The 15048-nt window shown below is 66.1% G+C and carries 14 protein-coding genes; 8 read left to right on the plus strand and 6 right to left on the minus strand.

The window, feature by feature from the left end; all coding sequences use genetic code 11:
* Positions 1-81 precede the first annotated feature (81 nt).
* Positions 82-1803 (plus strand): cytochrome D1 domain-containing protein, encoded by a 1722-nt coding sequence (locus P7644_RS06145; protein WP_404302260.1) that lies wholly within the window; start codon positions 82-84, stop codon positions 1801-1803.
* 44 nt (positions 1804-1847) lie between these two features.
* On the opposite strand, the gene P7644_RS06150 is transcribed toward P7644_RS06145, so the two are convergent.
* Positions 1848-3272 carry a cytochrome D1 domain-containing protein gene (locus P7644_RS06150; protein ID WP_404302261.1) on the minus strand — a complete coding sequence of 475 codons (1425 nt, stop codon included), beginning with the start codon at positions 3270-3272 and terminating at the stop codon, positions 1848-1850.
* 82 nt (positions 3273-3354) lie between these two features.
* The gene (gene upp / locus P7644_RS06155) at positions 3355-3984 is read right to left on the minus strand and encodes a uracil phosphoribosyltransferase (protein ID WP_404302262.1); all 630 of its coding nucleotides are present in this window, start codon (positions 3982-3984) and stop codon (positions 3355-3357) included.
* A gap of 152 nt (positions 3985-4136) precedes the next feature.
* Between upp and P7644_RS06160 the strand changes: the two genes are divergently transcribed.
* Positions 4137-4841 (plus strand): YebC/PmpR family DNA-binding transcriptional regulator, encoded by a 705-nt coding sequence (locus tag P7644_RS06160; RefSeq protein ID WP_404302263.1) that lies wholly within the window; start codon positions 4137-4139, stop codon positions 4839-4841.
* A 67-nt stretch (positions 4842-4908) separates the two neighbouring features.
* Here the strand turns inward: P7644_RS06160 and P7644_RS06165 are convergent, their stop codons facing one another.
* Together P7644_RS06165 and P7644_RS06170 are read right to left on the minus strand one after the other, a co-directional pair.
* Complete coding sequence (locus P7644_RS06165) at positions 4909-5613, minus strand: glutathione binding-like protein (protein ID WP_404302264.1); 705 nt, start codon at positions 5611-5613, stop codon at positions 4909-4911.
* A gap of 72 nt (positions 5614-5685) precedes the next feature.
* Complete coding sequence (locus P7644_RS06170; RefSeq protein ID WP_404302265.1) at positions 5686-7194, minus strand: helicase HerA-like domain-containing protein; 1509 nt, start codon at positions 7192-7194, stop codon at positions 5686-5688.
* A gap of 72 nt (positions 7195-7266) precedes the next feature.
* Here P7644_RS06170 and P7644_RS06175 point away from each other — a divergent pair, with 72 nt between their 5' ends.
* The 6 genes from P7644_RS06175 to P7644_RS06200 are packed head-to-tail and all read left to right on the plus strand — an operon-like array spanning position 7267 to position 12219.
* A complete protein-coding gene (locus tag P7644_RS06175; RefSeq protein WP_404302266.1) occupies positions 7267-7986 on the plus strand; it encodes a YebC/PmpR family DNA-binding transcriptional regulator in 720 nt (239 codons plus the stop codon).
* An 18-nt stretch (positions 7987-8004) separates the two neighbouring features.
* A complete protein-coding gene (gene purD, locus P7644_RS06180) occupies positions 8005-9291 on the plus strand; it encodes a phosphoribosylamine--glycine ligase (RefSeq protein WP_404302267.1) in 1287 nt (428 codons plus the stop codon).
* Entirely contained in the window at positions 9291-10241 is a 951-nt protein-coding gene (gene hemF / locus P7644_RS06185; protein ID WP_404302268.1) for an oxygen-dependent coproporphyrinogen oxidase, read from the plus strand. The genes purD and hemF overlap by 1 nt, the downstream gene beginning before the upstream one ends.
* A gap of 47 nt (positions 10242-10288) precedes the next feature.
* Complete coding sequence (gene rsfS / locus P7644_RS06190; protein ID WP_404302269.1) at positions 10289-11077, plus strand: ribosome silencing factor; 789 nt, start codon at positions 10289-10291, stop codon at positions 11075-11077.
* Positions 11078-11091: 14 nt separating this feature from the next.
* A complete protein-coding gene (gene rlmH, locus P7644_RS06195) occupies positions 11092-11559 on the plus strand; it encodes a 23S rRNA (pseudouridine(1915)-N(3))-methyltransferase RlmH (RefSeq protein WP_404302270.1) in 468 nt (155 codons plus the stop codon).
* A 60-nt stretch (positions 11560-11619) separates the two neighbouring features.
* Positions 11620-12219: a Maf family protein gene (locus P7644_RS06200; protein ID WP_404302271.1), complete on the plus strand. Its 600-nt coding sequence runs from the start codon at positions 11620-11622 to the stop codon at positions 12217-12219.
* A gap of 30 nt (positions 12220-12249) precedes the next feature.
* On the opposite strand, the gene P7644_RS06205 is transcribed toward P7644_RS06200, so the two are convergent.
* Together P7644_RS06205 and nirJ are read right to left on the minus strand one after the other, a co-directional pair.
* Positions 12250-13839: a cytochrome D1 domain-containing protein gene (locus tag P7644_RS06205; RefSeq protein WP_404302272.1), complete on the minus strand. Its 1590-nt coding sequence runs from the start codon at positions 13837-13839 to the stop codon at positions 12250-12252.
* Positions 13832-15043, minus strand: a complete 1212-nt coding sequence (gene nirJ, locus P7644_RS06210) for a heme d1 biosynthesis radical SAM protein NirJ (RefSeq protein ID WP_404302273.1) — start codon at positions 15041-15043, stop codon at positions 13832-13834. The genes P7644_RS06205 and nirJ overlap by 8 nt, the downstream gene beginning before the upstream one ends.
* Positions 15044-15048 lie beyond the last annotated feature (5 nt).

Consider the following 15048-nt stretch of genomic DNA (forward strand, 5'->3'; position numbering starts at 1 on the left):
GTTGCGGCGAAAGCGACACCGCAGGACATTGGCTCAATCACAGGGCCAGTCAAGCAGCAAAGTCATATTTGGAGGCATCGCATGAAAAACTATCGGCCTACGAGTGTCGCTGCAGCATTGCTGGCGACGGTGGTTCTTGGCGTGTCCGCGCAAGAGCAGAAGGGCGTTTCCGAAGCAGAGAAGAACTACCAAGCTGGTACTTCCCCGCTCACCGCAACCCCCATGGTGCAAAGCACCAATCCCAAGGCGCCGCCCATGTCGCTGGCGGAGTTTGACGCTGCGCGCAAGATTTACTTCGAGCGCTGTGCGGGTTGCCATGGTGTTTTGCGTAAGGGCGCCACGGGCAAGCCCCTGACACCGGATCTGACCGTTCCCAAGGGGACGGATTACCTGAAGATTTTCATTGCCTATGGCTCGCCGGCCGGTATGCCCAACTGGCAGACCTCGGGTGAACTGACCGAGGCGCAGGTCGACCTGATGGCGCGCTATATCCAGCACGAGCCGCCCCAGCCGCCCGAATGGGGCCTGGCGGACATGAAGGGGACCTGGAAGGTCACGGTGGCTCCGGCCGACCGCCCCACGAAGAAGATGAACAGCTACAACATCAGCAACATCTTCTCCACCACCCTGCGCGATGCCGGCGAGGTCGCACTGATCGATGGCGACAGCAAGAAGATCATCAGCATCATCAAGACCGGCTACGCGGTGCATATTTCCCGCGTGTCGGCCTCGGGTCGCTACCTGTTCGTGATTGGCCGTGATGGCCGCGTCAACATGATCGACCTGTGGATGGAGACACCCACCAACGTGGCCGAGATCCGCATCGGCCTGGAGGCGCGTTCGGTGGAAACCTCCAAGTTCAAGGGCTACGAGGACAAGCTGGCTATTGCCGGCGCCTACTGGCCGCCCCAGTTCGTCATCATGAACGGCGACACGCTCGAGCCGCTGAAGATCGTGGCCACGCGCGGAATGACCGTGGACACCCAGGAATACCACCCCGAGCCACGCGTAGCCTCCATCGTGTCGTCGCTGCACAAGCCCGAGTTCATCGTCAACGTCAAGGAAACCGGCAAGTCCCTGATGGTCGACTACTCCGACATGAAGTCGCTGAAACTGACCGAAATGGGCGTTGCGCGCTATCTGCATGATGGTGGCTGGGATTCGAGCAAGCGCTACTTCATGGTGGCAGCCAATCAGAGCAACAAGATCGGCGTGATCGACTCCAAGAACGATACCGTGGTGGCGGTGGTCGATGTGGGCAAGATTCCGCATCCCGGGCGGGGCGCCAACTTCAAGCATCCCAAGTACGGCCCGGTGTGGTCCACGGGCCACCTGGGCGATGAAACCGTGTCCCTTATCGGCACCGACCCCGTCAAGCACAAGGCCCATGCCTTCAAGGTGGTGCAGACGCTCGCGGGGCAGGGTGGTGGATCGCTTTTCCTCAAAAGCCATCCCAAGTCCAGACACCTGTATGTGGACACGCCGTTGAATCCGGATGCGGGGCTTTCCCAGTCGATTGCGGTGTATGACATCAACAATCTCGACAAGGGCTACAAGGTGCTGCCGATCGGCCAGTGGGCCGGCCTGCCGGACGACGGTGGAGCGAAGCGCGTGGTGCAGCCCGAGTACAACAAGGCGGGCGACGAGGTATGGTTCTCCGTCTGGTCGGCCAAGGACAAGGCCTCGGCCATCGTCGTGGTGGATGACAAGACCCTGCAGCTGAAAAGCGTCATCAGGGATCCACGCTTGATCACGCCGACCGGCAAGTTCAACGTCCACAACACCCAGCACGACGTGTATTGAGCGATTTCAGCCCCCGGTCCTGCACGGCAGAAACGGGGGGGCTTTCAGCGGCGGGCGTCCACTGGCCGGGTGATCCTGTTGTGCAGGTTGTATTGGCCGCCGGGCTTGTCCATGGGGATGCGCTTGACCTCCTTGAATGTGGTGGCGTCGAAGACGACGAGTGCACCGCCGTCGGCCTTGCTCTCCCTCAGGCTGGCTAGGGCATAGCTGCCGTTACGTGTGAATTCGACATGTGCCAGGGTCTTGCCGGGGGCGGGACGGATGTCGGCCATGCGTTGGAGCGTACGTTTGTCGATGACCTGCAGTGTGTCTCGGGCGGACAGCATTGAATCCGCCCAGGCGTAGGGTGTGTCCTCGTGGCTGTGCACGAAGCAGCCCGGGCCCAGGGTGGGAATGGTCTGGAGCGTGGCCCAGGTTCCCAGGTCGATGACGCTGAGCTGGCTGTCGTGCAGGCTGGGCGTGGCCATCACGGTGTGCTCGGGCGCACTGGGCCGGGGGCGGTATTTCCAGGTGGTACCCGAGCCCAGGTATGGCCTGCCGGGCAGTTGCAGGTTGGCGATCTTCTTGCGCACGTCCAGGTGGATGACCTGGCCCAGGCCGGACTCGCGACCCGTGCCCACGAGTTCGTCGCGGCTGGGCGTCAATGAAAAATCCCTGATGGGCTCTGCCAGGTAGGTGCGGTGCGGGTTCAGGAAGCCCGCAATGAACGCGCCCTCCTTGTAGAGGAAATCGTGGATGACACCGATCGGCACGTCATCGGCCGTGGGGTTGTAACTGACCTCCCAGACCTCGGGCACATCCTCCAGTACGGCGACGAAGCTCCTGCGTGGCGCGGCGTCACGCACCGCCAGGACGCGCGAGCTTTGCGTGCGATGCTTGTTCAGTGCCGGGTGCACCTTGAGCGGGTTCAGCTCGGCGTCCAGCAGCACCAGCGTGTGCGGCTGGTCGTTGGCCACGGCCACATATTGGCCGTCGCTGGAGACGGCAAAATCGCGCGTGCTGCTGCCGGCGCGTACCCGGGCTACGACTTGCAGGTTCCAGATATCGAACTTGGTGATCCAGCCATCACGCGAGGCGAAGAGCATGTAGCGTCCATCGGGCGTGAACTTCGGCTCGCCGTGCAGGGCGGCGCCTGGCGCAAAGCGGTGGATGGGTTCCAGTCGATCGCCGTCCAGTACGCTGACATATTGGCCATCCGCCTCCACCACGATGAAGAGATTCATCATGTCCGCGCCCTGGAATACGGGCGCGGGTTGGGCCGGCAGGCTGCCTGGCGTGTGGTGGACGATGCGTGAGGCCTTGAGGTCAGCCTCGGTCAACGTCGGGGCTGGTTGGCCAGGCTGGTCCGCGCCATGATCGGTGCGGCACTGCTGCTGGAGCAGGGCTGCGGTGGTTTTTGCTTCCGCGGGCGAGCCTGCGGCCAGCACCAGGGCCGCAGCGCACAGGCCGGTGGCGGCGTGCCGCAACACTCTGCCTGCGTGGGCAGCCAGGAGGGAGTGGGGCGTTGGATGCATCATGAGATCACTGGTGCTGTGCCGTGTGGCCGTGCTCTTACTTGGTGCCAAAAATACGGTCGCCCGCATCCCCAAGGCCCGGCAGGATGTAGCCGTGCTCATTGAGCTCGCGGTCGATGGCGGCGGTGAAGATGGGGACGTCGGGGTGGGCCTTCTGCATGGTGGCCACGCCCTCGGGCGCGGCCAGCAGGCACACGAACTTGATGGAGCGCGGCTGGAGCCGCTTGATGCGCTCCACGGCCGCGGCGGCCGAGTTGCCGGTGGCCAGCATGGGGTCCACCACGATCACGTCGCGCTCGGCCATCTCGGACGGCATCTTGAAGTAATACTCCACGGGCTGCAGCGTGGCCGGATCGCGGTACAGGCCGATGTGGCCAATGCGCGCGCCGGGCACCACGTTGAGCATGCCGTCGAGGAAGCCGTTGCCAGCGCGCAGTATCGACACCAGCACCAGCTTCTTGCCGTCGATGACCTTGGCGGTCATGGTCTCCAGCGGGGTTTCGATCTGCACATCCTGCAGCGGCATGTCGCGCGTGACCTCGTAGGCCATCAGCGTGGACAGCTCGCCCAGCAGGCGGCGAAAGCTGTTGGTGCTGGCGTCCTTCTTGCGCATCAGGGTCAGCTTGTGCTGCACCAGGGGGTGGGCTATGACGTGGACGTTGCTCATGGGCGGGTGCCTCTTGTGGAATATCAAAGGAAACGGGGGGCCAGGGCGGAATTTTTGCACGCCCAGGCGCGGCTTCGGCGGCGAGGTATAAACTTTGCGGCTGCGGCGCAGGCCGCATTTTTTGTTGGCTCCACGCAAAGGAAATCGTAGCCATGGGTGCGCAATGGAAGGCAAAGGGCAAGGCGCTGGTCGCCGATGCCAAGGGCAGGCTTTTTGGCAAGCTGGTCAAGGAAATCATCGTTGCCGCACGCGCTGGCGCCGACCCGGCCGGCAATTCGCGCCTGCGTCTGGCCATTGAGGCGGCGCGCAAGGCCTCCATGCCCAAGGACACGCTGGAGCGTGCCATCAAGAAGGGCTCGGGCGTGGGCGGTGACGCTGTGAACTATGAGCGCGTGATCTACGAGGGCTTTGCGCCGCACCAGGTGCCGGTGATGGTGGAATGCCTGACCGACAACGTGAACCGCACCGCGCCCGAGATGCGCGTGTGCTTTCGTAAGGGACAGATGAGCGCCGTGGCCTGGGATTTCGACCATGTCGGCATGATCGAGGGCGAGCCAGAGCAGCCCGGCGCCGACGCGGAACTCGCCGCCATCGAGGCGGGCGCCCAGGACTTCGAGCCCGGCGAGGAAGAGGGCCAGACCCTGTTCCTGACCGATCCCGCGGACCTGGACGCGGTCGCCAAGGCGCTGCCCGGGTTCGGCTTCAAGGTGCTGTCGGCCAAGTTGGGCTACAAGGCCAAGAACCCGGTGAGCATGGCCAGCCTGTCGCCCGAGGCGCAGGAGGAGGTGCAGGCGTTTCTGGCCGGCATCGAGAACAACGACGACGTGCAGAACCTGTTCGTGGGCCTGGTGGATTGAAGGCGCCGCCGCTGCAGCCAAAAAGCCGCTGATTCAGCGGCTTTTTTTGCGGGCGACGGGCCCCGCGTTAGCGGCGCACGGTGCCGGCGTCCTGGCCGAACAGGATTTTCTTGGCCGCCTCATCCACCGTGGGCGCGGTGTTGATGGTCTGGGCCAGGGCGTAGGCGCGCTCCGTGGCGGGGCGGGTGCGGATGCGTTCGAACCAGGCCCGCAGGTGCGGGAAGTCGCCCAAGTCCTGGCGTTGCCGCTCATGCGGCACGATCCACGGGTAGCAGGCCATGTCGGCGATGGAGTATTCGCCCGCGACGATGTAGTCGCGGCCGTCGGCCAGGTGCTTGTCGAGCACGCCGTACAGGCGTGCGGTTTCCTTCACGTAGCGCTCGATGGCGTAGGGGATCTGCTCGGGCGCGTACTGCACGAAGTGGTGGTTCTGCCCGGCCATGGGGCCCAGGCCGCCCATCTGCCAGAACAGCCATTGCAGCGCCTGGTTGCGCCCGCGCAGGTCCGGCGGGATGAACTTGCCGGTCTTGTCGGCCAGGTACAGCAGGATGGCGCCGGATTCGAAGATGGACAGCGGCGCGCCGCCGTCGGCCGGCGCCTGGTCCACGATGGCCGGGATGCGGTTGTTCGGCGCGATGCGCAGGAAGTCGGGCGCGAACTGCTCGCCGCGGCCGATGTTCACCGGGTGGATGCGGTAGGGCAGGCCTGCTTCCTCCAGGAACAGCGTGATCTTGTGGCCGTTGGGGGTGGTCCAGTAGTACAGGTCGATCATGGAGTACTCATAAAAAAATAGCTGACTACGCTTGTGGTTAGGGTGTTAGAGCCACTTTTTGTTTCAAATGGCTCAGCGCTTCCTGCCGCCGAAGATGCTGCCTAGCACGCCGCGCAGGATTTCCTTGCCCAGGCTGGTGCCCATGGTGCGCACGGCGGACTTGGCCATGGTCTGCACCAGGCCGTCGCGCTTGCCGCCGCGCGGGCCGGTGGAGCCGAACAGCACGTCGTTGAGCCCGCCTATCAGCCCGCCCTCGTCCTGCGCGCCCGCATTGCCTTGGTTTGCGGCCGCGTTGCTGACTGCCGCATCGGCGCGGCCGCGCAGCTTCTCGTAGGCCGACTCGCGGTCCACGGGTTGTTCGTAGGTGCCCGTGACGAGCGAGCCCGCGATCAGCGCGCGCCGCTCGCTGTCGGTAATGGGGCCGATCTGGCTGCCCGGCGGCAGTACGTAGACGCGCTCGGTCTCGCTGGGCCGGCCCTTGGCGTCGAGCAGGCTCACCAGCGCCTCGCCCACGGCCAGTTCGGTGATGGCGGCCTCGATGTCCAGGCCCGCCTTGGGACGCATGGTGGTGGCCGTGGCCTTCACGGCCTTCTGGTCGCGCGGCGTGAAGGCGCGCAGCGCGTGTTGCACGCGGTTGCCCAGCTGGGCGAGCACGCTGTCGGGGATGTCCAGCGGGTTCTGCGTCACGAAGTACACCCCCACGCCCTTGGAGCGCACCAGGCGCACCACGAGTTCGATGCGCTCGACGAGCACCTTGGGCGCCTCGTTGAACAGCAGGTGGGCCTCGTCGAAGAAGAACACCAGCTTGGGTTGCTCGGGATCGCCGATCTCGGGCAGCCGCTCGAACAGGTCCGACAACATCCACAGCAGGAAGGTGGCGTACAGGCGCGGCGAATTCATGAGCTTGTCGGCCGCGAGGATGTTGATCACGCCGCGCCCATCCACGGTCTGCATGAAGTCCTCGATGTTGAGCATGGGCTCGCCGAAGAACTTGTCGCCGCCCTGGGTCTCGATCTGCAGCAGGCCGCGCTGGATGGCGCCCACGCTGGCGCTGCTGATGTTGCCGTATTCGGTGGTGAAGTCCTTGGCGTTGTCGCCCACATGCTGGAGCATGGCGCGCAGGTCCTTCAGGTCCAGCAGCAGCAGGCCGTTGTCGTCGGCGATCTTGAACACCAGGTTCAGCACGCCCAGCTGGGTCTCGTTCAGGTTCAGCATGCGTCCCAGCAGCAGCGGCCCCATGTCGGAGATGGTGGCGCGCACTGGGTGGCCCTGCTCCCCGAACACGTCCCACAGCGTGGTGGGGCAGGCCACGGGCTCGGGCAGGGCCAGGCCACGCTCGGCCAGCACCTTGGCCAGCTTGTCGCCGATGCTGCCCTTTTGGCTGATGCCCGTGAGGTCGCCCTTCACGTCGGCCATGAACACCGGTACGCCGATGCGCGAGAACTGCTCGGCCAGGGTCTGCAGCGTCACGGTCTTGCCGGTGCCGGTGGCGCCGGTGATCAGGCCATGGCGGTTGGCCAGGCCCGGCAGCAGGTGGCATTGGGTGGTGTCGTGCTGTGCGATCAATAGGGGCTCGGCCATGGCAATCCTGTGAGGGGGTGAGTCAAAAGTAAAATCCCGACCGCAAGATTAAATCAATCAAAGGACGCTGCAGTGGCAGGACACAGCAAATGGGCCAACATCCAGCACCGCAAGGGCCGCCAGGATGAAAAGCGCGGAAAGATCTGGACCCGCATCATTCGTGAAATTACCGTCGCGGCGCGCACAGGCGGCGGCGACCCCTCGGCCAACCCGCGTCTGCGCCTGGCCATCGACAAGGCCAAGGCCGCCAATATGCCGGCCGACCGCATCAAATACAACATTGACAAGGCCTCGGGCACGCTGGAGGGCGTGAACTACGAGGAAATCCGCTACGAGGGCTACGGTATCGGCGGCGCCGCGATCATCGTGGACACCATGACCGACAACCGCGTGCGCACCGTGGCCGAGGTGCGTCACGCCTTCAGCAAGTACGGCGGCAATATGGGCACCGAAGGCTCGGTGGCCTTCCAGTTCAAGAACGTGGGTCAGATCATCTTTGCCCCTGGCACCAGCGAAGACAAGGTGATGGACGTGGCCTTGGAAGCAGGTGCCGAGGACGTGATTACCGACGACGAAGGCGCCATCGAGGTGCTGACCGCGCCCGGCGACTTCGAGGCCGTGCGCAACGCGTTGCAGGCCGCGGGCCTGACGCCCGAGGTGGCCGAGGTCACCATGCGTGCCGAGAACACCATTGCGCTGGAGGGCGACGCCGCCGCCCGCATGCAAAGGCTGCTGGACATGATCGAAGACCTTGACGATGTGCAAGATGTCTATCACAACGCTGAGCTCTAGGAGCTAGAACGACAACTTATGAAAATCCTAGTCATTGGCGGCGGCGGCCGGGAACACGCACTGGCCTGGAAGCTGAGCCAGTCCCCCAGGACCACCAGGGTCTATGTGGCGCCGGGCAACGGCGGCACGGCCTTGTCGCCCCGGTATGAGAACCTGCCCATCACCGATGTGGTGGCGCTGCGCGAATGGGCTCAGGCGCAGAAGATTGCGCTGACCGTGGTCGGCCCTGAGGCGCCGCTGGCCGCGGGCGTGGTAGACGAGTTCCGCGCCCACGGCCTGCGCATCTTCGGCCCCACGAAGGCGGCGGCCCAGCTCGAAAGCTCCAAGGCCTTCTCCAAGGCCTTCATGCGCCGCCACGGCATCCCCACGGCGGACTACGACACCTTCACCGACCCGGCCCTGGCCCACGCCTTCGTGGACCGCCTGGGCGCGCCCATCGTCATCAAGGCCGACGGCCTGGCCGCCGGCAAGGGCGTGGTGGTGGCTACCACGCTGCAGGAGGCGCACGATGCCGTGGACTTCATGCTGGTGGACAACAAATACGGCGTGGCGCACAACGAGGGCGGGGCGCGCGTGGTGATCGAGGAATTCCTCGAGGGCGAGGAGGCCTCCTTCATCGTGCTGTGCGACGGCAAGAACGTTGTGGCGCTGGCCACGAGCCAGGACCACAAGCGCCTCAAGGACGGCGACCAGGGCCCGAATACCGGCGGCATGGGCGCGTATTCGCCGGCCCCGGTGGTCACGGCCGACGTGCACGCGCGCGCCATGCGCGAGGTCATCCTGCCCACCATCCGCGGCATGGAAAAGGACGGCATTCCCTACACCGGCTTTCTGTATGCCGGCCTGATGATCGACGCCACCGGCCATCCCAAGACGCTGGAGTTCAACTGCCGCATGGGCGACCCCGAGACGCAGCCCATCCTGATGCGCCTGAAGAGCGACCTTGTCGAGGTGCTGGGCGCAGCCGTGGACGGCAGGCTGGACCAGGTCGCGCTGCAGTGGGATCGGCGCACCGCGCTGGGCGTGGTCATGGCCGCGCACGGCTACCCCGACAGCCCGCGCAAGGGCGACGCCATCACCGGCCTGCCGCAGGACGAGGACGATGCCATGGTGTTCCACGCCGGCACCCAACTCGACGAGGATGGCGTGGTGCGTACCAGCGGCGGGCGCGTGCTGTGCGTGACGGCCCTGGCCGACAACGTAAAGCAGGCGCAGCAGCGCGTGTACGACGTGGCGCGCGGCATCTACTTCGATGGCGCGCAGTACCGCCGCGACATCGGCCATCGCGCCGTCAAGGGCGGCTGATGGCGCAGGCTCTGAATCCCGCCAGCACCGTGGCAAGGGTGCGCGGCTACCTTGAAGGCCTGCAGTCGCGCATCACCGCCGCACTGGAAGACATCGAGGGACCGCAGGATCAGGGCGGTGCGCGCTTCAGGTCGGACGCCTGGCGACGCGAGCCTGGCTCGCCCCTGCAGGGCGACGGCATCACGCGCATCCTGGAGGGCGGGCGCGTGTTCGAGCGCGCCGGCTGCGGCTTCTCGCATGTCAGCGGCCCGCAACTGCCGCCCTCGGCCACGCAGCACCGGCCCGAGCTGGAAGGCAGCCCGTTCGAAGCCATGGGCGTGTCGCTCGTATTCCACCCGCGCAACCCTTATGTGCCCACCGTGCACATGAACGTGCGCATGATCGCCGCGGGCCGGCCGGGGCAGGAGCCCACCTGCTGGTTCGGCGGGGGCATGGACCTGACGCCGTACTACGGCTTCGAGGAAGACGCGGTGCATTTCCACCGTGCCTGCCGCGACGCCCTGGCGCCGTTCGGCGAGGGCCTGTACCCACGCTTCAAGGCGTGGTGCGACGAGTATTTCTATCTGAAGCACCGGGGCGAGCAGCGCGGCATCGGCGGCATCTTCTTCGACGACTTCTCCGACCTCGGCTTCGAGCGCAGTCTGGCCATGACGCAGAGCGTGGGCGATGCCTTTTTGAAAGCCTACCTGCCGATCGTGCAGCGGCGCATGGCCCTGCCCCATGGCGAGCGCGAGCGCGAATTCCAGCTCTACCGCCGAGGGCGCTACGTAGAGTTCAACCTGGTCTGGGACCGCGGCACGCATTTCGGCCTGCAGTCGGGCGGGCGCACCGAGTCCATCCTGCTGTCCATGCCGCCGCTGGCGGCCTGGACCTACCAGCGCGAAGACGCACCGGGCACGCCCGAGGCCGAACTCACCACACGTTACCTGCAACGCCGCGACTGGCTGTGAGCCTTGACAGGCTATATTGACCCCATTTTTTCTCTGAAGACCCCTAGATGACCACTTCCCCCAAATCGGAAACCGCCGCCAAGAAAGACGTGACCCGGCTCCAGCGCGCCATCGTCGATGGACTGGAGGACGTCAAGGCGCAAGACATCCAGGTCTTCAACACCGAGCATCTCTCGCCGCTGTTCGAGCGCGTCGTCGTCGCCACCGGCAGCTCCAACCGCCAGACCAAGGCCCTGGCCGCCAGCGTGCGCGACGCCGTGCGCGAGGCCGGCTTCATCAAGCCGCGCACCGAGGGCGAGGAGAACGGCGAATGGATCATCGTGGACTGCGGCCAGGCCGTGGTGCATGTGATGCAGCCCGCCATCCGCCAGTACTACCGGCTGGAGGAAATCTGGGGCGAAAAACCCGTGCGCCTGAAGCTGGGCGCGGCCAAGCCGCGCAAGATCATGGCCTCGGAAGACGCCAGCGGCGCGCCCTTGCGCAAGCCCGCGGCGAAGAAGCCCACGGCCAAGAAGGGGGCGCCCCAACCACCGGCCAAGAAGGCTGCGGCCAAGACTGCCGCGAAGTCTGCCGGCGCCAAGCCCGTAGCAAAGCCGGCAGCAAAGACCGCGGCAAAAACCGCAGCAAAAACCGCTGGCAAGGCCGTGGCCGCGAAGAAACCTGCTGCCGTGAAGAAGCCCGCGGCCAAGACAGCGATGAAAACCGTGGTGGTGAACAAGCCCGCAGCCAAGAAGGCGCCCGTGAAGGCCGCGGCCAAGACCACGGCGCGCAAGCCCGCGGCCAAGCCTGCGGCAAAAACTGCCGCAAAGAAGGCCCCCGCACGCAAGAAGGCCTGAGCCCTCCCTGACGCATGAAGCTGCTCATCGTCGCCGTGGGTCAGCGCGTGCCCGATTGGGCGCAGACGGCCTATGAGGACTACGCCAAGCGCTTTCCGCCCGAGCTCAAGGTCGAGCTCAAGGCCGTGAAGACCGAGCCGCGCGGCTCCAAGACGCTGGAAACCTTGTACGCCGCCGAGCGCGAGCGCATAGCCGCGGCCATCCCCCGTGGCACGCGTGTGGTGGTGCTGGACGAGCGCGGCACCAGCCTGACCACCAAGGCCCTGGCCCAGCGCCTTAAGGACTGGCAGCTGGGCGGCGACGACGTGGCCCTGGTCATCGGCGGCCCCGATGGACTGGACCCGGCCTTGCGCCAGGCCGCGCACGAGCGCATACGCCTGTCGGACCTGACGCTGCCGCACGCCATGGTGCGCGTGCTGCTGATCGAGCAGCTGTACCGCGCCTGGTCGGTGAATGCGGGCCATCCGTATCACCGTGAATGATATCGTTTTGATAGCTGTAATCGCTTGATGGACGGGCGTTAAAGCCCGATTTGACTCAAAATGCCTGACTTCATCTACCTCGCCTCGCAAAGCCCGCGCCGGCGCCAGTTGCTGGAGCAGATCGGCGTGCGCCATGAGCTGCTGCTGCCCGGCCCCGACGAGGATGCGGAAGGCCTGGAGGCCGTGCTGCCGGGCGAAGAACCGGCCGACTATGTGCAGCGCGTCACGGCCCTCAAGCTGGACGCGGCGGTGGCGCGCCACGCGCGCCGCGGCCTGGCGCCTGCGCCCATCCTGTGCTCGGACACCACGGTGGCGCTGGGCCGGCGCATCTATGGCAAGCCCGAGGATGCGCAGGATGCCGTGCGCATGCTCTCGGAACTATCGGGCCATGAGCATCAGGTGCTGACCGCCGTGGCGCTGCAGGCGGGTGACAGGCGCCTGGCGGCGCTGTCGGTCTCGCGCGTGCGTTTTGCCGCGATGACGCCAGCGCAGATCGCGGCCTATGTCGCCAGCGGCGAGCCCATGGGCAAGGCCGGCGCCTATGCCATCCAGGGGCCGGTGGCGCAGTATGTGGAAAACCTGGACGGCAGCTACACCGGCATCATGGGGCTGCCGCTGTTCGAGACGGCCGGGCTGTTGCGCGCGGCCTGGGTGCTGTAAGCGCGAGCGTGAAAACGCTTTAGGCGCCCGTCAATGCGAGGTGCCTTCGCTGCGGGTGATCTTGTTCCATACGTTGTATTTGCCCACGGGCTTCTTCATGGGCAGGCGCTTGACCTCCTGGAAGGTGGCGGCGTCGTAGACGATGAGGGCGCCATCCATCTCCCACAAGCTGGCAAGGGCGTAGCGGCCGTCGCGTGTGAATTCGATGTGCGCCAGGGTCTTGCCGGGTTCGCGCACTTCAGCCACGGGCTTGAGGCTGCGCTTGTCGATGATGGTCAGGCGCTCCTTGCCCTCCTTGCTCATCATTGAATCCGTCCAGGCGTAGGGCGTGTGCTCGTGGCTGCGCATGAAGAAACCGGCGCCCGGGGTGGGGATGGTGGCCACGTTTTTCCAGGTTTTCATGTCGATCACGTCGACCGCGCCGCCGCCCAGGTTGGGGCTGGCGAGTACCGTGGTGCCATTCCAGGCGAAGGTGATGCCCGAGCCCAGGTGTGGCATGCCGGCGATGGGCAGGTCGGCGATCTTGCGCCGCAGGTCCAGGTTCACCACCTGGGCGCTGGCGTTGCCTCCGGCCTTGGGCCGTGTCGCCCCCAGGGCGTGGCGGTAGCTCTGGTCGAAGAAGAAGTCGTCCAGCGGCTCTTCCAGTGGCGTGCGGCGTACGTCTAGGTAGCCGGGCTTGGCAATGCCCTCCTTGAGCCTGCGGCCTTGCACCAGGCCGTCGTGGATGGGAGCTGCCCTTTTGTCGTAGGAAATTTCCCAGATTTCCGGGATATCCTTGAGCGCCACCACGAAGCTGTTCCTGGGCGTGGCGTCGTACACGGCAGAGACGCGCGAGCTCGCCTTGCCGTCGAGGGTGGCAGCGTTGTAGGTCTTGACGAGCTGAAGGTCGGCGTCGAACAGTGCCAGGCTGTGCGGCAGGTAGTTGGCGGCCATGACCCAGCGGCCGTCGCCGCTCACGGCCACGTTGCGCATGTTCAGGCCGGCGCGCACCTCGGCCACCACGGCCAGGCGCCATAGGTCGTACTTGGTGATCCAGCCGTCGCGCGAACCAAAGAACACATAGCGTCCGTCGGGGGTGAACTTCGGGCCGCCGTGCAGGGCGTAGCGGCTGGCAAAACGGGCGATGACCTCGAAACGGTCGCCGTCGAGCAGCGAGACATGGTGGTCGCCCCCTTCCACCACCACGAACAGGTTCATCGGGTCGGCGTCCCACTTCGGCTTCACCGGTTCATCGGCCGGCAGTGGCGTGGCGATGCGGGAGGCCCGGATGTCGGCCTCGCCCCAGCGCGGCGCGGGCAGCACCGGGGTGCGTATCCAGTCCGCCAGGGCCTGGATCTCAGTGCCCGAGAGCCGGTCCGCGTAGCCCGCCATCTGCGTCGCCTGGCGGCCTTCCTTGATGACGCGCAGCACCTCGGCCGGGCGGGTGCGCTCCAGGCTCTCGGGCAGCAGGGCCGGGCCCATCAGGCCGGTGCGCTGGGCGCCGTGGCAGCTGGCGCAATGCTGCTGGTACAGGGCCGCGGCGTCGGGCTTGCCGCTCGCGGCCTGGGCGCACAGCGGGCCGGCCAGGGCCAGGGCAAGGAGGGCGGCGGCGCGCAGGGCGGGGCGGGGCAGATCAGGCATGGGCAATCTCAATGCGGCGCTTGGGCAGCGCGGGTTCAAACGGTGTCGAGGCGGCCCCGACCTCGGCGTCGCTCAGGTAGCAGCCCGGGTCTTCAAACCAGAAGTTGCCGGTGAGCTGCTGCGCGCGCACGCGGGTGTTGCCGTTGCAGATGGCCAGATGTTTGCAACTGCCGCAGCGTCCCTCAACCGGGCGAGGGCGCTGTTTGAGGCCGGCCATCAGCGGGTCGCTGACGTCGTTCCAGATCTCGGAGAAGGGCCGGTCGCGCACGCAGCCCAGGTCGTGGTGCCACCACATGGTGTCGGGGTGCACATGGCCCAGGTTGTCGATGTTGGCGATCTGCTGGCCGCTGGCGTTGCCGCCCCAGGCCACCAGGCGCGCGTGCAGCGCCTCTTCCCATTGCGGCAGGTGCGAGCGCACCCATTGCAGCAGGTAGGGGCCGTCGGCGTCGTTGTTGCCACTGACGTAGTCGTCCATGCTGCCGGCCTGGGCGGCGGCCCAGGCGCGCTCGAACAGCAGGTCCATGGCCGCGCGCGTGGCCTGGTGCTGCGCATCCTTGTCGCGGTGGATGTTGCCGCGCCCGGCGTAGTTCAGGTGCGAGAAGTAGAACTTGTGCGCGCCCACCTCCTGCATCAGGTCGAGCAGCGCGGGCAGGTCGTGGCCGTTCAGGGCCGTCATGGTGTAGCGCAGGCCCACCTTCACGCCCACCTGGTCCAGGTGACCGATGGCGGCCAGGCTGCGGTCAAAGGCGCCTTCGAGACGGCGGAACTTGTCGTGCGTGGCCTTCAGGCCATCCAGGCTGATGCCGACGTAGTCAAAGCCGGCATCGGCAATGCGCCGCGCCATGGGGGCGTCGATCAGCGTGCCGTTGGTCGAGAGGCCGGTGTAGAAACCCATCTCGCGTGCGCGGGCCGAGATTTCAAAGATGTCCGGGCGCAAGAGCGGCTCGCCGCCGGAGAGGATGAGCGCGGGCACGCCAAAGGCCTTGAGGTCGTCCATCACCGAGAACACCTCGGGCAGCAGCAGCTCGCCCGCGTAGTCGTGGTCCGCCGAGAGTGCGTAGCAATGCTTGCAGGTGAGGTTGCAGCGGCGGATCAGGTTCCAGATGACGACAGGGCCGCGTGCCCTGCGGTCTTTCACGACAGGGTAGCTGCCCGTGGCTTGTGCCTGCGCGAGTTCGCGCATGTACTGGCTGATGCGAAACATGGCTT

It is taken from the genome of Alicycliphilus denitrificans, assembly GCF_044792555.1.
GTDB lineage: Bacteria > Pseudomonadota > Gammaproteobacteria > Burkholderiales > Burkholderiaceae_C > Alicycliphilus > Alicycliphilus denitrificans_A.